16 protein-coding genes are annotated in these 20,996 nt (G+C 60.0%); 5 read left to right on the forward strand and 11 right to left on the reverse strand.

Annotated elements, in window-relative coordinates; all coding sequences use genetic code 11:
- The first annotated feature begins 49 nt into the window (after positions 1–49).
- On the forward strand, positions 50–1,528 hold the full coding sequence (gene glpK, locus ACR0I0_RS14840; RefSeq protein ID WP_480492022.1) for a glycerol kinase GlpK: 1,479 nt from the start codon (positions 50–52) through the stop codon (positions 1,526–1,528).
- Here the strand turns inward: glpK and smpB are convergent.
- The 10 genes from smpB to ACR0I0_RS14890 form a co-directional block, all read right to left on the reverse strand.
- The gene (gene smpB, locus ACR0I0_RS14845; protein WP_480492024.1) at positions 1,525–2,001 is read right to left on the reverse strand and encodes an SsrA-binding protein SmpB; all 477 of its coding nucleotides are present in this window, start codon (positions 1,999–2,001) and stop codon (positions 1,525–1,527) included. The two genes, glpK and smpB, sit on opposite strands and share 4 nt — an antisense overlap.
- 58 nt (positions 2,002–2,059) lie before the next feature.
- Complete coding sequence (gene idi / locus ACR0I0_RS14850; protein ID WP_171724719.1) at positions 2,060–2,602, reverse strand: isopentenyl-diphosphate Delta-isomerase; 543 nt, start codon at positions 2,600–2,602, stop codon at positions 2,060–2,062.
- 201 nt (positions 2,603–2,803) lie between these two features.
- A complete protein-coding gene (locus ACR0I0_RS14855; protein WP_171637401.1) occupies positions 2,804–3,217 on the reverse strand; it encodes a c-type cytochrome in 414 nt (137 codons plus the stop codon).
- 111 nt (positions 3,218–3,328) lie between these two features.
- Positions 3,329–4,345 carry a P1 family peptidase gene (locus tag ACR0I0_RS14860; protein ID WP_480486328.1) on the reverse strand — a complete coding sequence of 339 codons (1,017 nt, stop codon included), beginning with the start codon at positions 4,343–4,345 and terminating at the stop codon, positions 3,329–3,331.
- Positions 4,346–4,427: 82 nt separating this feature from the next.
- Positions 4,428–5,174, reverse strand: coding sequence for an SDR family oxidoreductase (locus ACR0I0_RS14865; protein ID WP_480492026.1), 747 nt, complete (start codon positions 5,172–5,174; stop codon positions 4,428–4,430).
- Positions 5,175–5,234: 60 nt separating this feature from the next.
- Positions 5,235–5,654: an alternative ribosome rescue aminoacyl-tRNA hydrolase ArfB gene (gene arfB / locus ACR0I0_RS14870; protein WP_171229972.1), complete on the reverse strand. Its 420-nt coding sequence runs from the start codon at positions 5,652–5,654 to the stop codon at positions 5,235–5,237.
- Positions 5,655–5,917: 263 nt separating this feature from the next.
- The gene (locus tag ACR0I0_RS14875) at positions 5,918–6,565 is read right to left on the reverse strand and encodes a queuosine precursor transporter (RefSeq protein WP_480492028.1); all 648 of its coding nucleotides are present in this window, start codon (positions 6,563–6,565) and stop codon (positions 5,918–5,920) included.
- A gap of 91 nt (positions 6,566–6,656) precedes the next feature.
- On the reverse strand, positions 6,657–7,541 hold the full coding sequence (locus ACR0I0_RS14880; protein WP_480492030.1) for an esterase-like activity of phytase family protein: 885 nt from the start codon (positions 7,539–7,541) through the stop codon (positions 6,657–6,659).
- Positions 7,514–8,377 carry a penicillin-insensitive murein endopeptidase gene (gene mepA, locus ACR0I0_RS14885; protein WP_480492032.1) on the reverse strand — a complete coding sequence of 288 codons (864 nt, stop codon included), beginning with the start codon at positions 8,375–8,377 and terminating at the stop codon, positions 7,514–7,516. Before mepA ends, ACR0I0_RS14880 begins: the two co-directional genes overlap by 28 nt.
- Positions 8,374–9,741, reverse strand: a complete 1,368-nt coding sequence (locus ACR0I0_RS14890; protein ID WP_480492034.1) for an MFS transporter — start codon at positions 9,739–9,741, stop codon at positions 8,374–8,376. Before ACR0I0_RS14890 ends, mepA begins: the two co-directional genes overlap by 4 nt.
- A gap of 128 nt (positions 9,742–9,869) precedes the next feature.
- Between ACR0I0_RS14890 and ACR0I0_RS14895 the strand changes: the two genes are divergently transcribed.
- The 3 genes from ACR0I0_RS14895 to yaaA all read left to right on the forward strand — a co-directional run bounded on the left by ACR0I0_RS14895 (position 9,870) and on the right by yaaA (position 13,077).
- The gene (locus ACR0I0_RS14895) at positions 9,870–10,157 is read left to right on the forward strand and encodes a YggT family protein (protein WP_005980077.1); all 288 of its coding nucleotides are present in this window, start codon (positions 9,870–9,872) and stop codon (positions 10,155–10,157) included.
- Between the two features lie 76 nt (positions 10,158–10,233).
- Complete coding sequence (recQ, locus tag ACR0I0_RS14900; protein WP_480492035.1) at positions 10,234–12,273, forward strand: DNA helicase RecQ; 2,040 nt, start codon at positions 10,234–10,236, stop codon at positions 12,271–12,273.
- Between the two features lie 33 nt (positions 12,274–12,306).
- Positions 12,307–13,077, forward strand: coding sequence for a peroxide stress protein YaaA (yaaA, locus tag ACR0I0_RS14905; protein WP_209835175.1), 771 nt, complete (start codon positions 12,307–12,309; stop codon positions 13,075–13,077).
- 90 nt (positions 13,078–13,167) lie between these two features.
- Here the strand turns inward: yaaA and ACR0I0_RS14910 are convergent, their stop codons facing one another.
- Entirely contained in the window at positions 13,168–15,426 is a 2,259-nt protein-coding gene (locus ACR0I0_RS14910) for a response regulator (RefSeq protein WP_480492036.1), read from the reverse strand.
- Between the two features lie 116 nt (positions 15,427–15,542).
- Here ACR0I0_RS14910 and ACR0I0_RS14915 point away from each other — a divergent pair, with 116 nt between their 5' ends.
- Positions 15,543–20,969 (forward strand): alpha-2-macroglobulin family protein, encoded by a 5,427-nt coding sequence (locus ACR0I0_RS14915; protein WP_480492038.1) that lies wholly within the window; start codon positions 15,543–15,545, stop codon positions 20,967–20,969.
- The last annotated feature ends 27 nt before the right edge of the window (positions 20,970–20,996 follow it).

Below are 20,996 nucleotides of genomic sequence, written 5' to 3' on the forward strand. Positions count from 1 at the left end.
CCATTGTTTGCGCTAAAGTCCGGCAAAACGATACCGGGAGAGAGCGGAAATGACCCATATTCTGGCAATCGATCAAGGCACCACATCCTCGCGCGCCATTCTGTTTGACGCGCAGATGCGGCCTGTTGGCACCGCCCAGCAGGAGTTTCCTCAGCACTTTCCGCAGGAAGGCTGGGTTGAACACGACCCCGAGGATATCTGGTCAAGCGTTCTGCACGTGTGCCGCGAGGTGATGGAGACCACCGGTGTTTCAGCGGATCAGATTGCCGGTATCGGCATCACCAACCAGCGCGAAACGACGGTTGTCTGGGACAAACAGACCGGCAAGGCCATCCACAATGCCATCGTCTGGCAGGACCGACGCACTGCCGATATCTGCGCGCGCTACAAACAGGCCGGGTGCGAGGATGACGTCACAGCTCAGACCGGTCTGTTGCTGGATCCTTATTTCTCGGGCACCAAGGTCAAATGGCTGCTGGATACCGTTTCGGGCGCCCGCGAGCGCGCAGAAGCCGGAGACCTGCTGTTCGGCACGATCGACAGTTTCCTGATCTGGCGGCTGACCGAAGGCCGTGTTCATGCAACCGATGCCACCAACGCCGCCCGTACCCTTTTGTTTGACATCCACAAAGGCACATGGAGCGCCGAGATTTGTGACCTGCTGGATGTGCCCCTGAACCTTTTGCCCGAAGTGAAGGATTGCGCCGCGGATTTCGGAACCACCACTTTGTTCGGCGGCGACATTCCCATTCTGGGCGTTGCAGGCGACCAGCAAGCCGCCACCATCGGGCAGGCCTGTTTCCAGCCCGGTATGATGAAATCAACCTATGGCACGGGTTGCTTTGCGCTGCTGAACACCGGCGCGCAGCCGGTTCAGTCGAATAACCGCCTGCTGACGACGATCGCGTATCAACTGGACGGCCGGCGAACTTATGCGCTGGAGGGTTCGATCTTTATCGCGGGGGCCGCAGTGCAATGGCTGCGCGACGCGTTGCAGATCATCGACGCGGCGCCACAAAGCGGCGAACTGGCGGCTCAGGCCGATCCGAACCAGCATGTGGTGCTTGTGCCCGCCTTCACCGGCCTCGGCGCGCCTTATTGGAAACCTGACTGTCGCGGGGCGCTGTTTGGGCTGACGCGCAATTCCGGCCGGGCCGAGATTGCCCGCGCCACGCTGGAAAGCATCGCCTTCCAGACCCGCGACCTGTGGCATGCCATGCAAGGCGACTGGGGCGCCGATGCCGATGTCATCCTGCGCGTCGATGGCGGGATGGCCGCGTCCGACTGGACCATGCAAGGCCTGTCGAACTGTCTCGGCGCGCCTGTGGACCGCCCCGTCATGCAAGAGACGACCGCCCTTGGCGCCGCATGGCTGGCAGGCATGAAAGCCGGAATTTATCCCGATCAGGCCGGGTTTGCGGAAACATGGGCGCTGGATCGCCGGTTCGAGCCAACGCAGGAACAATCCGAACGCGATGCGGCCTATGACCGTTGGCAACTTGCGGTACAGGCTGCGATGGCGTTCTAGCTGTGGTCTTTCAACAAACGCTGTTTCTGCCGTGACCAATCGCGTTTGGCTTGGGTTTCGCGCTTGTCATGGGTTTTCTTACCCTTGGCGATGCCGATCTTGATCTTAGCCAACCCCTTGTGGTTGAAATACAAAACCAGCGGCACCAGCGTCATGCCCTTGCGCTGGGTCGCATTCCACAAATCGGACATCTGTTTGCGGGACACCAGCAGCTTGCGACGGCGGCGTTCTTCGTGTTTGAACATTTTGGCCTGCTCGTACGGCGCGATATAGCTGTTGACCAGCCACAGCTCGCCGTCATCGACGGTGGCATAGCTTTCCGCGATGTTGGAGCCACCCGCGCGCAGGGATTTGACCTCGGATCCTTGCAGAACGATACCACATTCGATGTCGTCCTCGATCGCATAATCGAAGCGGGCGCGCCGGTTTTCGGCGATCACTTTGTAATTCGGGTCTGTCTTCTGCTTGGCCATGACGGGTTGATTTAGGCGGCTTGCGCCGCCCTTGCAAGGCACGGATTTCCAGCCGGGGTCATGATTTGGCAGAAATGATCAGATCCGGGCCAAAAATCGTGTCCGCGTGGCTGTGGAGATATATCTTCAACCAGGGTGTAAACCGGTCCGGGTGGCGTTTCACTTCGGCCAACAGATCGTGATAGTCGATCCAACGGATATCCATGACTTCATCCGGGTTGGGCGCGATTTTCAGCGGGCCGCGGACATGGGCCAGAAAGACGTCGACAACCTCGTTTTCCACCATGCTGTTGCCCACATCGGCGTGATATTCCAGCCGGTGTCGGTATTCGGGATACAGGCCTGTGATCCCAAGCTCCTCATGCAGGCGGCGCACGGCACAGGTGGACGAGCTTTCGTCCCAATCGGGATGCGTACAGCAGGTGTTCGCCCAAAGGCCGGGCGTGTGGTACTTGCCCAAAGCGCGACGCTGCAGCAGGATCTCGGTCCCCCGTACGACAAAAACCGACACAGCCTTATGCTTGAGCCCCTTTTCGTGAACTTCAAGCTTGTCTACAGGGGTCAACTCACCATCGACCCAAGCTGGGATCATGATACCCATCTGTCCTCTCCTGCTGCCAATCCGCCTGACGAGCCCTGATGTTGATTATAGCTGTTGCCGGACCGGCTTGGCTTTGCGGCGTTGCTTGGCAATCCGCCGTCTGACTTCAAAGTGCGGCTGTTCCACATTGTTATCAATCGCACCAAAGGCCGCAGGGGCTGCGGCCTTTGGTCCTTGTGCAGTGGTGCACAGTATCAGGTGTTATTCACCCGACACGCTTGCGATATAGGCATAGACGTCTTCACCGCCCTTTTTCAGCTTAAAGGTCATTTTCGATTTGGCGGATGTGTCATCCAGATAGGTTTTCAAAAATGCCTTGGGGTCCTGAGCATACTCGACAAAAGTAGTTTCGTCCCAGACCAGACCCTTCTCACCGGCGGCAACGATGCTGTCTCCGTATTTGAAACCCTCAACGGTACCGGCGGTGCGGCCCGCGATTCCATAGAGGTTGGGGCCGGTCTTGCCACCTTTGACGATCACTTCGCCTGCCGGGTCGGCGATCATGTGGCAGGACTTGCATTTGTTGAAGGTTTTCTTGCCCGCCTCAGCGTCGCCTTCAGCATAAGCAGGAAGGGCCAGAAGGCCCACGATTGCGGTAGCGAGGATACGATTCATAGCTTTTGCTCCGATAGAAATTGGCTGCACCGAATGGACCGTCGGCGCAAAAAAGAGTCAACGCGCAGATTGCCGCGCGCTTACTGTGCCACTGCGACAAATAGGATGTCCTTAACTTTTGTCATGTACATCGGACCAGCAAGGCAACAGATCGCCCACGGACGGAGTCGCCAGATACACGGCGCGCGCAATAGCTCGCGCGAGGCACAGCGAGGCCGCATGCCCGATGACACCTGGTTCGGTGTCGGTGGCGACACCCCGCGCGCCCGTGCTGACCCCGAATACCAGATCACCATCCCCCGGCGTGTGGGCGGGTACAATAGCACGGGCAATACCGTCATGGGCGGCAACGGCCAGTCTCTGACACTGCGGTTTGGTCAGGTCCGCATCTGTCGCAACGATGGCAATCGTGGTATTGGCCTTGTCCGGCTTCGCGGACTGCATCACCTGCGCTTTGCGACTGACCGTTGGTTGGCCCAGTCCGGCATTGGAATCAGGCCCTAATCCACCGAATTCGCCGTCCATTTCAAATGGGGCGGCCCAGAAATGCCTGTCACCCGGCGTGGTGACACTGCCCAGCGGATTGACTGCAACCAATGCGCCAACGGTAACACCGCTGTCCAGAACAACCGAGGCCGAACCCAACCCGCCTTTGTGCATCGCGGTCAAAGCCCCGGTTCCTGCACCTGCTGTTCCGAGTTCGAACCGGTCCGACGCGGACTCGAACGCAGCACGGCCCAATGCGCGATAGGGATTCTCGTGCCACGCCTTGTCGCCGCCATTCAGCAGATCGAACAGGATCGCCCCGGGCACGATCGGAACCACGGCGGAACCCACCTTAAACCCGCGGCCCAGGGCATGCAGCGCGTCCATGACGCCCGAACAGGCATCCAGCCCGAAGGCCGACCCGCCCGAAAGCACGATCGCATCCACCTGTTCAACGGTCTTGTCGGCGGCCAGCAAATCTGTCTCGCGCGTGCCGGGTGCGCCACCCATCACGTGCACCGAGGCTCGGAGTGGTTGCGCGCCGGTCAGGACGGTGACGCCTGATTTCAAAGGTGCGTTCTGTGCGTTGCCGACCTTCAGGCCGGGGACATCCGTGATCAGGTTTCTGGGTCCGGGGATCATGCAAACCTCGGTGGTCGAGCTGGAAAGCGCGCTGGCGCGCGCTGCCTCCGGCGGGGATATTTTTGGCCAGATGAAGAGCGGATCAGATGCATCGGCCTCCGTCCACCTCGAGCGCGGCGCCGGTTATCATGCTGGCCTCGTCCGAACACAGGAAACAGGCGGCATTGGCCATATCTTCGGGGGTTGAAAAGCGGCCCAACGGGATGGTCGACAGGAATTTGGCACGGATTTCGGGCGTATCCTCGCCCATGAAGGATTTCAATAGCGGCGTTTCCCCGGCAACCGGGCAGATCGCATTCACCCGCACGCCGGACGGGGCGAGCTCGACCGCCATCGTTTTAGTTGCGGTGATCATCCAGCCCTTGGAGGCGTTGTACCAGTTCAGGTTTGGGCGCGGCGACAGGCCTGCGGTTGAAGCAACGTTCAGTACTGAACCCGCCCCGCGCGCCTTCATAGGTGGAACCAATGCACGCGCGGTCAGATAGACGGATTTCATGTTCACGTTGAAAACACGGTCGAAATCCGCTTCGCTGACCTCCTCCAGCGGCGTTGGCAGGTGGGTCACACCGGCATTGTTCACAAGGATGTCGAGATGGCCAAAGGTTGAGAAAGCCGCATCCGCCATCTTTTGAACCGAGGCGCCCTTGCCTACATCGACCTGCTGAGCAATCGCCTCGGACCCAAGCTGGGTTGCGAGTTCATGCGCAGCATCGCCATTGATGTCAGCGATCATAACACGCGCACCCTCGGCCAGGAACTTCCTTACGATCCCCGCACCAAACCCGGATGCACCGCCTGTGACGATTGCGGTTTTTCCCTCCAGCCTCATGGCGTTACTCTCCTGCACCTTTTGAAGGCCAGACTATCAACGCCCGGACGAGATGCCAGATCAATCTTCGGACACCTTGCCGCGCAGCGCCTTGACGTCGCCCCGCGCCTTTTTCGCCGCAAGCCTGCGTTTGACCGAACCATAGGTGGGTTTCGTCGCGATGCGCCGCTTAGGTTTGACCAGCGCCTTGCCGATCAGCTCGGCCAGCCTTGTTCGCGCAATTTCCCTGTTGCGGGCTTGGGAACGTGTTTCTTCGCATTGAATGATGATCGCACCATCCTTGGTCCAGCGGCGCCCGGCCAGCCGTTTCAGCCGCGCCTTGACCGGATCGGGCAGCGAGGGTGAGCGCGCGGCTTCGAAGCGCAGTTCAACGGCGGTCGAGACCTTGTTCACGTTCTGCCCGCCAGGCCCGGAGGAACGCATGAAGCTCTCGGTCATTTCCCAGTCTTGCAGTGTGATATCGTCAGAGATGCGCAACATGGGCAAGACCATAGCTGGAGCGGGTAAAAACAGAAAGGGCCGCCCCGCTGGGACGGCCCTTCGAAAGTTCAGGAGGTCGGGTCGGTTAGATCAATCGACCAGCCGGAGCGTACGCTCGGCCAAGGGCTGCCCTAGCAGGCGGTCCTCCCGGTTGTTCCGACACCTCTCTCCAATCTCTTTCTCGACACTGGATCACCTCCTTTTCTATCTGTTGCGGTTGAAAAGAAGCGTGACACAAGATGCGCCATTCTCAAAGCACTTTTTTACGCAGGCCGTGCAGCGGTCAGTCGCGCAACGATCACCTTGAACGGAATCAGCGCGATCAGAGCCAGCGACAGTTTCACCAACCAGTCGGCAAAGGCCAGCGTCACCCACAGCGGCGCCTCGGGGCCTGACAGCATGAAGGGCACGGGCTCCCACGCCCAATTGATGGCCGCATCTGCATCGGCACCAAAGAAGGTGACCGAGGCCGAGAAGGCGATAATAAAGAAGATCGCGGTATCCAGCGCTGAACCTACCAGGGTCGAGACCAGCGGCGCACGCCACCATTGACCGCCGCGCATGGCGTTGAACACTGTGACGTCGGTCAACTGCGCGATCAGGAACGCGGTGCCCGAAGCGACGGCGATGCGCAGCGGCACGGCGGCATAGGTGAACCCGTCACCCTGAAGCATGATCTGGCTGCCGATCAGCGAGCAGATCACCCCGGTGACGAAGCCCGCGAAAACAACCTTGCGGGCCGGGCCCACACCATAGACGCGGTTCATAATATCAGTGACCAGAAAGGCCAGCGGATAGGTGAAGGCACCCCAGGTCAACAGGCCGTCAAAGATCAGGAACTGGACCAGGATGTTCGAGGCCACGACGATGGCGGCCATGGCAAGAATGCCGGGAATATAGTTGCGTTGCATTTTGTGATGCCCGTTTTGACAAGGTAGCGGCGACTTGGCCAAGGGACCGTCCCAAGGCAGGCTGTGCGTTTAGACCTTCATCTGCCGTGTGTCAATCGGGCAGCAGATACTCGACCAACTCGGTCCGTTGCAGTGCCAGAAAGTTGTCATCCGAGATCATCGTGGCCCGCAAACGTCCCCGATCATCCCGCCAGATCGACAAGCCTTCTAGGTTGTCATGCGCGCCGGTTCCGGTTTCGAACAGGGTTTCCTCGGCGTTTGGCACGTCGCCTGTCAGATCCCATCGCCGCAGGCGCGAGCGAAATCCGATTGCCGTGAGGTTTCGCTCCAACACGTAGAACCGCCCATCAGGACCGAAATCAGCGGCAACCGGTTTGAACCAACCACGCTGGGGCAGAACAAATGGGGTCGACCAGGTTTGGCCATTCCAGCGATAGACGGGAATATCTCCGTCCGAGGTGCGGTTCGTTTCCGGCAGCGTATACAGCCGCCCGCGCCTGTCGATGGCCAGACCTTCAAAGGACCCGTTGTCGGCGAGATGCTGAAATGCCTGCGGGCGCGGCAATACACGCGCCTTCGTGCCCGGTGCGGGGTAATGGGCGACGCGGTGCACCCCTTCGAATGAGATATAGAATCCACCGTCAGGAGCCGCCGCAATCCCCTCGGAATCGCCAACGCCGCCGGACATGAGATGCCCATTGCTGGACAGAACCGGCCATTGCCCCAGAATGCGAATGCCGGTGATCTCGCCATCAAGACGTTCAATGCGCGCAATCACCAACCGTGCCCGGTCGCTCAGCGCCATCATTTGCTGCCCATTGTCCGAAATGTGCAGCGCCGAGAATCCACCGAACCAATCCGCCTTGTCACGCCATGCAAAACTGCTTTGATGTGTGGCGGTTTTTACATCCACTCCAGGGGCCGCCGTGGCCAGAAACAGTGCCGCACCTACTTGGATTGCAAGACTGAGGCGCATTGCTTCGGCAAATCGGCCAGCACATATTCCCGGCGTTTCTTGGGCGGCGGCGCGTTTGGATCGGGCGGCGGCGGGTTCAGAATGTTACGCACCCATTGTTGCGCCTCGGCACAGCCATCGCCCTTGGGTGGTGCATCCTGGTTGACGCATCCCTTTGATCCTCTTGGGCATTTCAGGCGTACGTGAAAGTGGTAGTGATGCCCCCACCAGGGCCTGATCTTGCGCAGGTAGGCCCGGTTGCCTTTTTCATCGTTGCACATCTGAACCTTAGCCCCGGGGAACACGAAGATACGTGCCACGCGCTTGTCCTTGGCGGCTTCGCGCAGTACCGCGTGGTGCTGTTTGGTCCAGTTGCTGTTGACATAGGCGCCGTTCGAGCGGCGCAGCGATATGGACGAAATATTCTCGCGCGCCTTGCGCGACAGGCGCATGTTGTCACCCGGAAGCATCCAGATATCGATATCCAGCCCCAGCTGGTGCGAGCGGTGGCCCGAAGTCATTGGCCCACCCCGCGGCTGGCTGATATCCCCAATATAGAGACCGTTCCAACCCGGCTGTTTCGCCGCAAACCGGCTGAGGTCCTGCACGTAATCGATCGCTTCGGGATGCCCCCAGTTGCGATTGCGCGACAGGCGCATAGCCTGCCACGTGGGCCCGGTCTCGGGCAATTGAACCGATCCGGCCGCACATCCGCGCGAATAACTGCCGAAAGCAGCCGATTTTTGTTGCGAGCTTACCTTCTGTGCCCCGAACAACTGCTTTGCCAAGGGCTGCGCCGATGCCGTATTCGCCAGCGCGGTTGTTACCAGTAGTGCCAAAAAACGTAGTAAAATCATCTGCTCTGATCCCCTTCAGGTCTGACCCAGCGCATCAGGAATAGACCCAGAATAAACAACAGAATGATTGGTGACACCCCCAGACGCGCACTGCCGGTTGCGGTTGTTGCAATCCCGATCAACAACGGGGCCGCAAAAGCGGTCGCGCGCCCCGACAGACCATAAAGACCAAAGCTTTCGACCGGGGTTTCGGGGTCGGTGTGGCGCACCATCATCGAACGGCTGGCCGATTGCAGAATGCCTCCCATGCCACCGATCAGCACACCACAGCCAAAGAAGACCATGTCTGGCAGGTTGGATCCGTCAGGCAGGCCGATGCCGTAGATCTGCGTCCGGTTCATCGACACCACTGTGACGCAGACGAAAATCAATACCCAGATCGCTACCAATATCACTGGTTTCGGGCCGTATTTCTTGTCTGCCTTCCCCCCGATCCACGCAAAAACGGCCGAAGCGAGAACGCTGACGATCCCGAATACTCCGATCTTGATCAGATCCCATTCCAACACCAGCCGCGCGTAGACACCACCAAAACTGTACAGCCCGTTCAGAGCGTCGCGATAGAACATGGACGAACCGAGATAACTGGCCAGACTGACGCGATAGCGCAAGTTAGACACTGATTTCGACAACAGGCGCAGCGCCTCACCCACGCTTCCCTTCCTGTCCGTCGCCGCATCGTCGCGGACCCACAGGAAGTATGGCACCATGAACAGAATGAACCAGATTGCCGTAAATGGGCCGACAAAACGCGTGCCTTCCCGGGTGGCGGCATCCAGACCAAAGGCGGGCGTCATCCCGATCAGGGTTTTGCCGTTTGGCTGTTCCACAAACAGCGCCAGCATGATCGCCAGCGAAATCAGCCCTCCAAAATAGCCAAAGGCAAAGCCCGAGCCCGAGATCTCGCCCACTTCGCTGTCATCGCCCAGATCGGGTAGCTGCGAGTTGATGAAGATCAGCGCATATTCCGCACCTACAAAGCCGAAACCAAAAGCCGACAGCATCAGCCACATGTTCGAGCCATCGGGCATCGTATACCAAAGCGCCGCGGACCCGACCGCATACATGACCGAAAAGGCAAATATCCACGGGATGCGCCGCCCCGAGACATCCGCCATCGCCCCCAGAAGCGGCGCACCAAAAGCGATGATCAGCCCGGTGATCGTCAGACAGTTCGCCCAAACAGTCTGCGCGCGCGCCGCAGCCGCCTGCGCATCCAGCCCTTCAGTGGTGAAATACCCGGCGGCGACGCCCGCGAAGTAAGGGCCAAAGACAAAGGTGACCAGAAGGGTGTGAAAGGGCTGGCTGGCCCAGTCAAAGAACCACCAGCCCCAGATGCGCCTGCGCTTGGAAATCTCTGCCATCTCTGCCCCTGTTTATCGTTGCGATTATATGACTGGGCTTTCATTCAAATCGCAAGCGTTGAGTGCCAGACACTTGCTCTTTGTCGCCATGGTGCTTAGGTCTCGGCCAACAAGAATACGGAGAACCCATGCTGTCGCTGATCCAAATCCTGCTGCTGATCCTGGACATTGTCTGGTTCATCATCCTGGCCCATGTGATCATGAGCTGGCTGATCAACTTTCAGGTGCTGAACTTGCACCAACAGCTGGTCGCGCAAATCTGGTACGGGCTGAACCGCCTGTTAGAGCCTATTTATGGCCCGATCCGGCGCATCCTGCCCAATATGGGCGGTCTGGACCTGACGCCGCTGGTGGTGCTGATCGGGGTCTATGCGCTGCGGATCATCCTGATCAACAACGCGGTCTATTTCTACTGACCTCTTGTTCCCCGATTCCGACTGTGTGATTGTCCTTTCAAGAGCAGTCAAATCTTGAAACAGGGCACCCCCGCACATGTTCGACGCCGCGCCTCTGCTGCGAGATGTCTTTGGATTCGATGAATTCCGCCCCGGGCAGGAAGAGATCGTCGATGCCGTAACCGCCGGCCAGAACGTGCTGGCGATCATGCCCACGGGCGGCGGCAAATCCCTGTGTTATCAACTGCCTGCCCTGCTGCGCGACGGGGTCACGGTGGTGATCTCGCCGCTGATCGCCCTGATGCGCGATCAGGTGCGGGGGCTGCAAGAAGCCGGGGTCGAGGCCGGCGCGCTGACCTCGGGCAACACGCCCGAGGAAACCGATGCCGTGTGGGAAGCGCTTGAGGCCGGGCGGCTGAAACTGCTTTACATGGCGCCCGAACGGCTGGCGGCAGGCTCGGCACTGGGCATGTTGCGGCGGATCAATGTCAGCCTGATCGCGGTGGACGAGGCCCATTGCGTCAGCCAGTGGGGCCATGATTTCCGGCCTGATTATTTACGGATCGGAGAGTTGCGGCACGCCCTGAACGTGCCTCTGGCCGCCTTCACCGCGACCGCCGACGCCGAAACACAGGACGAGATCGTCGAGAAACTGTTCGACGGCACGCCTCCGCGCAAGTTCCTGCGCGGCTTCGACCGCCCGAACATCCACTTGGCCTTTGCCGCCAAGGACAGCCCGCGCAAGCAGATCCTGGATTTCGCCGATGCGCGCCGGGGCCAGTCGGGCATCGTCTATTGCGGCACCCGCAACAAGACCGAAGTTCTGGCGCAGGCGCTGCGCGAACAGGGCCACAGCGCCTGCCACTATCACGGTGGGATGGAGGCCGAGGACCGCCGCATCGTCGAAACCCGCTTCGCGCGCGAGGACGGGTTGATCGTGGTGGCCACCGTGGCCTTTGGCATGGGCATCGACAAACCCGACATCCGCTGGGTCGCCCATGCGGACCTGCCGAAATCCATCGAGGCCTATTACCAGGAAATCGGCCGCGCTGGGCGCGACGGCGGGCCGGCCGAGACCCTGACTCTGTTCGGCCCCGACGATATACGTTTGCGGCGGTCCCAGATTGACGAGGGGCTGGCGCCACCCGAACGCCGCATGGCGGATCATGCGCGGTTGAACGCGCTGCTGGGGTTGGCCCAGGCGCTGGAATGCCGCCGCCAGACCCTGCTGGGCTATTTCGGGGAACAGGCCGCACCCTGTGGCAAATGCGACCTGTGCGATACACCGCCCGAAGTATTTGATGGAACAACACCCGTCCGAATGGCCTTGTCCGCGATTCTTCGCACCGAGGAATGGTTTGGCAGCGGTCATCTGATCGACATCCTTCTGGGAAACGAGACCGACAAGATCCGCGCCCGTCGTCATGATGGTCTGTCCACCTGGGGCATCGGCAAGGACTGGTCGCGCGCGCAATGGCAGGCAATATTCCGCCAGATGATGGGGCACGATCTGGTGCGCCCCGACCCCGAACGCCACGGGGCCTTGCGGATGACCGAGGCCGCCAAACCAATTCTCAAGGGCGAGGCAAAGATCAACCTGCGCAAGGACGCCCTACGCAAGGCAACCCGTCGCCCCGCCGTGAAAGCCATGGTGTCCGATGAAGATGCGCCCTTGCTGTCGGCTCTCAAGGCCAAGAGACGCGCATTGGCAGAATCCGCCCGGGTCCCGGCTTATGTCATTTTTCCGGATCGTACCCTGATCGAAATGGCGGAAAAACGCCCCATGACGCTGGACGAGATGGCCCGGATCGGCGGCGTCGGCGCCAAGAAGCTGGAACGGTATGGCGACACCTTCCTTGAAGTGATAGCGGGCGAGGCCCAGGCGTTGCACCCGGCGCGGCGCAAGCTGGCCGGTCGCGATCAGGGCGACATCTATGACCGTTTGCTGGAAGTACAGTCCCAATTGTCCCGCGGTCCCGAGGGGATAGACAAGCCTCTGACCTGCTCGGCCTCGCAACTGGCAAAGGTGGCACAGATGCGCCCGGATGACCTGCGCGGGCTTGAACAGGTGCTGGGCGACCGGCGTCACGAAAGGTTCGGCACCGCCTTTCTGGACGTGCTGCGTGAGGCGGGCTAGATACGCCGGGACAGGTAAGGAAAGAGGGCAGGTATGCTGGTAGTGATTTCCCCGGCCAAGCGGCTGGACTGGACAGAGCGGGATGTTGAAGTCACACAGCCCGATTTTCAGGATGATGCGATCAGACTGTCCAAAACCGCGCGCAATCTGACCCTTGGCGATCTGAAAAAGCTTATGGGTCTGAGCGATGATCTGGCGCGCCTGAACCGCGATCGCTATCGTGCTTTTTCCGAAATGCCAGACGCCGATGCAACGCGCCCGGCCGCGCTGGCCTTTGCTGGGGACACCTATCAGGGTCTGGAAGCAGCTTCGCTCGATCCTGATGAACTGGCATGGGCACAGGATCATCTGCGCATCCTCTCAGGTCTCTATGGTGTCTTGCGGCCACTGGATGCGATACAGCCCTACAGGCTGGAGATGGGCAGCAAGCTGAAAACACGGCGCGGCAAGACCCTGTATGAGTATTGGCGCGACCAGCTGAGCAAAGCTCTGAACACACAAGGCAACATGATCGGCAGCGACGTTCTGATCAACTGCGCCAGTCAGGAGTATTTCGGCGCCGTGGACCCGAACGCTCTGAAATTGCGCGTCATCTCGCCGGTGTTCATGGAAGACAAGAACGGCACTCCGAAGATCGTGAGTTTCTTTGCCAAAAAGGCGCGTGGTGCAATGGCGCGATATGTCATTCAGCACCGCCTGACCGACCCCGATGCCCTGCTGGATTTCGATGCGGGCGGTTACGCGTATCGTGCTGACCTATCGGAAAAGGATAAACCTGTCTTTGTTCGACCTTATTCGTCCTGAGACCCTGACAACCTGATCGATATTTCCTTCCACGGTTCTGGGCCGTGGATCCGAGCGAGGGGCCAGCCCCTCGCGCTCCCCGGGATATTTTCAGCCAGATGAAGTGGGATCCTGTTCGCGGTCACACATGGGTGCATGTTTCTGGGCGAGGTGATTGTCCATGACTTCGCTTACGCCATCCGGTTGGTGTTGCAGGATCATTTGATGAATATGATTTTTGCGCAGCGGTTTCGTCATGTAGTGATCCAACCCCGCGGACAGGATGCCCTGATCGTCACCGGCCATTGCATGAGCAGTTAAGGCGACAATCGGGACATGACGCCCTGTTTCGACCTCGAGCCTGCGGATTTCAGCAGTGGCCTGTTTGCCGTCCATTTTTGGCATCGATATGTCCATGAAGATCAAGTCCGGGTCAAATTCCTGAAACATCTCGACGACTTCTATTCCATTGGACGCAAATCGCAGATCTATATGCAGGTCTTTGACCATCTTTTTCAGGATCAGCTGGTTGGTAAGATTGTCCTCGGCCGCAAGTACCTTCATGCGCCTTGCTTCCAAGGCCTTGGTTTCTTGGCGGACAGAGACGGGTTTTCGCTGCGTCGAACGACGTTCTGGCGGCGGGGTGTCCTTGAGAGCCACGAGCCTGGAATACAACTCGGCCCTGGGGATCGGCCTCTGCAACACACCGTCGATCAGTTCGCGGGCTGGGTGCGTGTGGATCAGAGATGGATTTGCAGACATCACGATGACCGAGGCGTCGCCCCACCCACGGTCTTTGAGGGTGACGGCAAGATCCAAGCCATCCATATCCGGCAGATCATGATCGCACAGGACAAGTTCAATCGCGTCATGCATTTCTGCCAGCGCCTCGGCCCCTGATGCGCAAACCGTCACTTCGGCCCCCAAACGGCCAAGTTGTTTCGCCAAAATAGCCCGGTTTACGGCCAGATCCTCGACCACCATGACGTGATTCACACAATCCGCCAGTTTCGGAGGTTCGGGCTGCGGGCCTTCTGCCGTGGGCAGCGACACCCTGAACCCGAAACAGGATCCCCGACCCGGTTCGCTTTCGACCCAGACTGAACCGCCCATCATGGTGATCAGGCGCCTGGTGATCGCAAGACCCAACCCGGTACCTTCAAATTGACGATTGCGTTCATCTTCGACCTGATTGAACTCACCAAAAACGTGGTTGATCTTTTCTGCATCGATACCGATGCCGGTATCTTCGATGGCAACATGGATGTCGCATGTCTGAGCCTGGGCATGCGGAACGCCTGTCACACGGATCAGGACATGACCTTCCGTGGTGAATTTGACTGCGTTGCCGACCAAATTGGTCAGAACCTGCCGTATTCGGCCCGGATCGCCCACAAAAAGGGTGGGCAGGAACAGGTCGTAATCCACAAGCAACGTGAGCCCCTTGTCACGCACGCTTGGCTGCAACAGCATCGCGACTTCAAGAATGCAGCGCTCCAGATCGAAGGGTTCAGGGTGCAGAACCAGCTTGTCCGCCTCGATCTTGGAGTAATCAAGCACGTCGTTGATGATAACCAACAATGCCTCACCCGAATTGCGGATCGTGTTGACATAGAGCCGCTGTTCTTCGTCCAGCGGAAATTCATCAAGCAGTTCGGCCATACCCACGATACCATTCATCGGCGTGCGGATTTCGTGGCTCATATTGGCGAGAAAGGCTGATTTGGCCCTGTAGGCCGCTTCCGCCCGTTCGCGGGCAACCTTCAGTTCTGTTTCGTGCCGGACCGACGCGGTGATGTTGAGTGCCAGGCTGACCACGTCACCACCGCTGCCACGCTGATCAATCAGGCGAATGTAGTGACCGTTCCACAGCTGCATGACGATCGGAGTTGGATTGGCCCGATTCCAGCGTGCCTGCATTCTGGCCTGCCATTCCTCGGCAGTTTCGTCACCGGTATCGACAATTCCTTCGGTGGTCAGCAATTGCAGAATGCGCTGGTAGGAAATCCCTGGCGCCACCTCATCCAGCCCTTCAAACACGCTGAGATATGCAGCGTTTGCGCTGATGAGCCTGCTGTCGCCGTCAAAGAATGCAAACCCGTCCTGAATGGTCTGGATCGAATGCCAAAGGCGGCGTTCGGCAATCTCGATCTTGGCATGAGCGACAGTGAGATCGGATTTGACCTTTTCGTTTTCCCCACGAACAGTTTCGACTTCGGCCTGAGTTTCACCAATGCGCCTGGTCAGCGCCATGGCGTGTTGGCCCAGTTTGCGATTGGCGGCCGAAAGCTCGGCCTGTTTCAAGGCAAGCATTCGTTCGGCTGCCAGACGCGCACGCCGTTCCTGTGCCAGTTTGTTTGCAAGACTCATTTTGATCGATTCCGGGACGTTCGGATTTCAGCATCGCGACAGAGAATGAAAAACTGTTTAAGCCGTTGCGCTACAGGCGCGCGCCATGCAAGGTTGAGCCCAAAGAGGAGAGCACGATGCACCGCTTTGTTTTTATTTCAATAACTTACATAATTGGCCTTCTGATCCTTCCCGCTGCCGTTCTGGCGCAGAGTGCGGTGCCTGAGTTCCGCTATGTCACCTCTCGGGACACGGATTTTTACGGGTCGGATCTGGATCCGTTGTTCGACACCGATCTGAAGTCCTGTGTTCAGGCCTGCTCGGCCAACGCGCAATGTACGGCGTTCACCTATAACACCCGTTCCGATGCCTGCTTTCCCAAAAGTGGCGTGAACAGACAAGAGGCGTATCAAGGCGCATTGTCCGCGCAAAAGGTGCCAAGCAGCGAACAGACTCTAATCTTGGGAAAAACGCGCGCGCAAGCACTGAGCGTCCTGAGTTCTGACGATCTGGATCACGCAAGAAAACAAGCCCGCGATCTGGGATTCCTGCACCCGGCAGGGGGGTATGATCTGCGGGCCGTTCTGGATGCGGCGCGCGACGCAGGCAGTGTCGCACAAACGATGCAGTGGACCGGTGTTGCCGTATCGCTCAGCGACCGCGCGGATCTTTGGAAGGAATATGCGCACCTGCTGCTGGCCATGAACCCTTCGCGTTGGAACGAGCGGCACGACCTGCGCAACCGCGCGCTGAATGCGGCGATCAATGGCTATCTGCGCGCCGAAACCCCCGGCACCCAGATCGCTGCTCTGATGACCCTTGCGGAAGCCCTGGAAGAGGTTGAGCGCGGGCGCGACATGATTCCCGTTCTTCGGTTGGCCGAGCAGGTGCAGCCGCGCGAAGACGTGCTGACCGCATTGGACAAAGCCATCGGCAAATACGGTTTCCGCGTGGTCGACAGCTCGGTCGAAAGCGATGCGGCAGCCCCCAGGATCTGTATCGAATTCTCGGAATCACTGGTCAAGGCCGGGGTCGACTATGATCCCTTCGTTCAACGTGACGCCGATGGGCTGGTCGTGCAGGCCGAGGACAGCCAGCTTTGCATCGATGGGGTCGCGCATGGCCAGCGTTATCGCCTGACATTGCGCGAAGGCTTGCCTGCCGCCTCGGGCGAAGCACTGAATCGCAGCATCGAACTGACCCATTATGTACGCGACCGGACGCCTTCGGTTCGGTTTCCCGGACGCAGCTATGTCCTTCCGAAATCTGCCAACGCGGCCTTGCCCGTCGAAACGGTCAATGTCACCGAACTGGACCTGACCCTGCGGCGGGTCAGTGACCGGAACCTGTTGCGGGCCGTGCAACAGGACTTTTTCGGCCGCCCGCTCAGCGAATGGCAGGAGGAAGAATTCTCGGACCAGATTGCCCAGGACATCTGGACGGGTACTGCCGAGGTTTCAAACCAGTTGAACCAGACCATGACGGCACGTCTTCCCATGGCCGAAGCGATCTCGGATCAACCTGCCGGTATCTATGCATTGACCGCCCGCGTTCCGGGGGCCGATCCCTATGACGATCCCGGCGCAACGCAATGGTTTGTGCTTTCTGATCTGGGGATCAGCACCGCCCTGGGCACTGACGGGCTGCACGTGACCGTGCGCGGGCTAAGCGATGCGGCACCGCGCGAGGGTGTCGAAGTTTCGCTGGTCTCAGGGGCGAACGCCGTCATCTCATCGGCACAGACCGATGAAACCGGCTATGCAAGGTTCGATCCGGGCCTGACACGCGGCACAGGGGCCAGTGCGCCTGCTCTGGTGACGGCGGCAATCGATGAGAGGGATTTCAGCTTTCTCTCGCTGACCGATCCTGCCTTTGACCTGTCGGATCGCGGCGTTGAAGGGCGCGCACCGGCGGGGCCGGTCGATGTCTTTCCGACCACCGACCGAGGTGCCTATAGGGCCGGTGAAGTAATCCATGTCACCGCCCTGTCCCGCGATGGCAAAGCGCAGGCCATCGAGGGCCTGCCTCTGACGGCGATCCTGTATCGCCCGGACGGGGTGGAATACCGCCGGTCTGTCTCGGATGGCGGTGTTGCCGGGGGCCATGTCTTTGCCCTGCCCGTGGCCGCAGACGTACCGCGCGGCGCATGGAAGATTGAAATCAAATCCGATCCAAAAGGCGATGCGCTGGCGCGTCAGACCGTTCTTGTCGAGGATTTCCTTCCCGAACGGATCGATTTCGAACTGACCCTGTCCGACGCACCCCTGCGCCCCGGCGACAGTCCACCGCTCGCGATCGACGCGCGCTATCTGTTTGGAGCGCCGGGGTCGGACCTGAGCATTGACGGGCAGGTCATCGCCCGCCCGGCGAACACGGTCCCGGGCTACGACGGATATCGCTTTGGCCGCTATGATGCAGAAACCTCGATCAAGAGCACATATTTCGGAGACACGCGCACAGACGCAACCGGGCACGCGACCGTGGCGGTCAAAGTCCCCGTGTTAGAAACTGAAGGAAAGCCAATCGAAGCTGAAATCATCGCCCGGCTGGCCGATGGCTCGGGCCGCCCGGTCGAGCGTCGCCTGACCGCGCCCGTCCTGCCGCCGCACCCTGTTATTGGTGTCAAACCTCTGTTCGACGAAGTCATCCCGGAAGGCACCGAGGCAGCGTTCGAGATCGTTGGCCTGTCTCCTGAGTTGACGCCCGTTCCGATGCGTCTCCGCTGGACGCTGAACAAGATAGAAACGCGCTATCAATGGTACCAGCTTCACGGCGACTGGAACTGGGAACCGACAACGCGCCGCAGCCGTGTCGCCACCGGCGAGGTGGACGTCCTCTCTGACCCTCTGACGCTGACGCAACCGGTGGAATGGGGGCGCTATGAACTGGTGGTGCAGCGAGTTGACGGAACATATTCCGAAACCGCCGTCGATTTCTATGCGGGCTGGTATCAGGCCGCCGATGCATCGACCACGCCGGACCGGCTTGAAATGTCGTTGGATCGCGACAGCTATCGCATCGAGGATACGGCGCAGTTGCGGATCGTGCCCCGCATGGCCGGTGTCGCTCAGATCGAAGTCCTTTCGAACCGTCTGATCCACCGCCAGATCGTGGAGGTGCCCGAAGGGGAAACTCTGATCCCGATTGAAGTGACCCAGGATTGGGGCGCCGGGGCTTATGTCACCGCAACCGTGATCCGCCCAATGGATGTTGCAGCCGGTCAGAACCCGGCGCGGGCGATGGGCGTTGCCCATGCCAGCATCGATCCAGTGGACCGCAGACTTTCCGTAACTGTCGACGTGCCCGAGGTCACCGCACCGCGTCAGACGCAAAAAGCCCGTATCAGGGTCGAAAATACCGTGGACGATGAGCCGGTCTGGCTGACGCTGGCCGCCGTCGACGTGGGCATTCTGAACCTCACCGGGTTCAAAAGCCCGGACCCGCAAGGATACTATTTCGGGCAGCGCCGTCTGGGTGTTGATCTGCGGGATGTCTACGGGCGACTGATCGACGGCATGAACGGAGCCATGGGCACAGTGCGCTCGGGCGGCGACAATGACAGCGGGATGCGTCGCCAATCTCCGCCACCGACACAAGACCTGATGGCCGTGTTCAGTGGCCCGGTCGAGATCGGCGCGGATGGAGAGGTTGAGATCGACATTCCCCTTCCTGCCTTCAACGGAACCGTCCGGCTGATGGCCGTCGCGTGGTCGCGCAAAGCCGTCGGTCAGGCCGAAGCTGAAATGATCGTCCGCGACCCGGTGGTCGCTACCGCCAGCCTTCCGCGCTTCCTTGCCCCGGGCGATCAAAGCCGGATGCGTCTTGAGATCGTCCATGCGGATGGCACACCCGGAGAAATGGCACTTGGCCTGACCGCCTCCAAGGGTTTGGAACTGGGCGCGGCACCGGCCAGCTTTTTGCTGGAGGACGGTGGCAAGGCGGTTTTCGAGATCCCGATCACGGCCAGCGCCATCGGCGATCCTGAAATCAGCGTATCGATCACCACACCTGATGGGCGCGACCTGTCGCAAACCCTGCGCATGCCGGTGCGGGCCAATGACCCGGTGATTGCACAGACGCGGCGTTTTGCCTTGGGCGCAGGCGATAGCTTCCTGTTTTCGCAGGATGTGTTTGACGGGTTCCAGCCGGGTTCGGCCAAGGCCATCCTGTCCGCCGGAGCGTTGGCCAAATTCGACACGCCCGGTCTGCTGGATCAGCTGAACCATTACCCCTATGGTTGCACCGAACAGATCACCAGCAAAGCGCTGCCGTTGCTGTACCTGTCATCCGTTGCGCAAGCCACGGGGCTGGGGGATGGCCCGGTTGTGGATCAACGCATCGCCGATTCGATCCGCAGTATCCTGACTCGTCAGGCCGCAAACGGCGCCTTTGGCCTGTGGCGCGCAGACAGCGGGGATTTCTGGCTGGACGCCTATGTGACCGACTTCCTGTCCCGTGCCCGCATTCAGGGGCATCTCGTGCCGGACCGGGCGTTCGCTCAGGCGATGGACAATCTTCGGAACAGGGTCAATTACGCGCCTGATTTCGACGAAGGCGGTCAGGACATCGCCTATGCCCTGATGGTTCTTGCGCGGGAAGGCGCGGCCTCGATGGGCGATCTGCGCTATTACGCGGATGTCAAAGGGGATGCCTTCGACACCCCTCTGGCGGCGGCGCAACTGGGCGCAGCTCTGGCCTCTTACGGAGACCAGACTCGAGCGGATGCGATGTTCAACCGTGCCGCGCGGATGCTGGATCGGCAACAGAACCAGCAACAGAACGTCTGGCGCGCTGACTACGGCACCCACCTGCGGGACGCAGCGGGCTTGTTGAGCCTTGCAGTGGACGCGGGCAGCGAGGCGATTGACCGCGATGCTTTGATCCAATGGGTGAGCACGGGCCGCGCGCCGCTGTCCACTCAGGAGGCCACGTGGTCATTGCTGGCGGCGCACGCGCTTGTGTCTGACCCAACGGGATCGGGCTTGATGGTCAACGGGGCGCCGGTTTCCGGTCCGTTTGTGAAAGTTCTGCAATCCGGACAGGCGGATGAGATCCACGTCACGGCCGCCGACGGTCAGGCGACGGATATCACTTTGACGGTCACAGGCATCCCGGAGGTTCCGCCCGAGGCAGGCGGCACCGGCTATGCAATCGAACGGCGGTATTATTCGATGGATGGCGATCTGATCGATTCAGACAGCTTTGCCGTGGGTGATCGGTTCGTCACTGTGCTGCAAGTTACACCGTTCGAAAACGGCGGTGCGCGGCTGATGGTGAACGATCCACTGGCCGCCGGGATCGAGATTGACAACCCAAGCCTGCTGCGCTCGGGCGAGGTCCGATCGCTGGACTGGCTGGATCTGTCCGACGCCACCCATACCGAGTTCCGCTCGGACCGGTTCCTGGCCGCCGTTGATTTGTCCGGTCGTGAAACCGTGACGCTGGCCTACGTGGCGCGCGCCGTGACACCTGGCGTGTTCCATCATCCGGCGGCCTCGGTCGAAGACATGTACCGCCCGCAGAACCGGGCGCGGACATCTACCGGACGGGTCGCGATCCAGTGACCGGACTTGCGCCATACCCTTGTTTGG

The organism is Ruegeria sp. AG6 (genome assembly GCF_056541565.1).

Excerpts from the sequence above, each read along its gene's own strand:
- glpK (WP_480492022.1), top strand. The coding sequence starts at position 50 with ATGACCCATATTCTGGCAATCGATCAAGGCACCACATCCTCGCGCGCC.
- smpB (WP_480492024.1), bottom strand. The coding sequence starts at position 2,001 with ATGGCCAAGCAGAAGACAGACCCGAATTACAAAGTGATCGCCGAAAAC.
- idi (WP_171724719.1), bottom strand. The coding sequence starts at position 2,602 with ATGGGTATCATGATCCCAGCTTGGGTCGATGGTGAGTTGACCCCTGTA.
- ACR0I0_RS14855 (WP_171637401.1), bottom strand. The coding sequence starts at position 3,217 with ATGAATCGTATCCTCGCTACCGCAATCGTGGGCCTTCTGGCCCTTCCT.
- ACR0I0_RS14860 (WP_480486328.1), bottom strand. The coding sequence starts at position 4,345 with ATGATCCCCGGACCCAGAAACCTGATCACGGATGTCCCCGGCCTGAAG.
- ACR0I0_RS14865 (WP_480492026.1), bottom strand. The coding sequence starts at position 5,174 with ATGAGGCTGGAGGGAAAAACCGCAATCGTCACAGGCGGTGCATCCGGG.
- arfB (WP_171229972.1), bottom strand. The coding sequence starts at position 5,654 with ATGTTGCGCATCTCTGACGATATCACACTGCAAGACTGGGAAATGACC.
- ACR0I0_RS14875 (WP_480492028.1), bottom strand. The coding sequence starts at position 6,565 with ATGCAACGCAACTATATTCCCGGCATTCTTGCCATGGCCGCCATCGTC.
- ACR0I0_RS14880 (WP_480492030.1), bottom strand. The coding sequence starts at position 7,541 with ATGCGCCTCAGTCTTGCAATCCAAGTAGGTGCGGCACTGTTTCTGGCC.
- mepA (WP_480492032.1), bottom strand. The coding sequence starts at position 8,377 with ATGATTTTACTACGTTTTTTGGCACTACTGGTAACAACCGCGCTGGCG.
- ACR0I0_RS14890 (WP_480492034.1), bottom strand. The coding sequence starts at position 9,741 with ATGGCAGAGATTTCCAAGCGCAGGCGCATCTGGGGCTGGTGGTTCTTT.
- ACR0I0_RS14895 (WP_005980077.1), top strand. The coding sequence starts at position 9,870 with ATGCTGTCGCTGATCCAAATCCTGCTGCTGATCCTGGACATTGTCTGG.
- recQ (WP_480492035.1), top strand. The coding sequence starts at position 10,234 with ATGTTCGACGCCGCGCCTCTGCTGCGAGATGTCTTTGGATTCGATGAA.
- yaaA (WP_209835175.1), top strand. The coding sequence starts at position 12,307 with ATGCTGGTAGTGATTTCCCCGGCCAAGCGGCTGGACTGGACAGAGCGG.
- ACR0I0_RS14910 (WP_480492036.1), bottom strand. The coding sequence starts at position 15,426 with ATGAGTCTTGCAAACAAACTGGCACAGGAACGGCGTGCGCGTCTGGCA.
- ACR0I0_RS14915 (WP_480492038.1), top strand. The coding sequence starts at position 15,543 with ATGCACCGCTTTGTTTTTATTTCAATAACTTACATAATTGGCCTTCTG.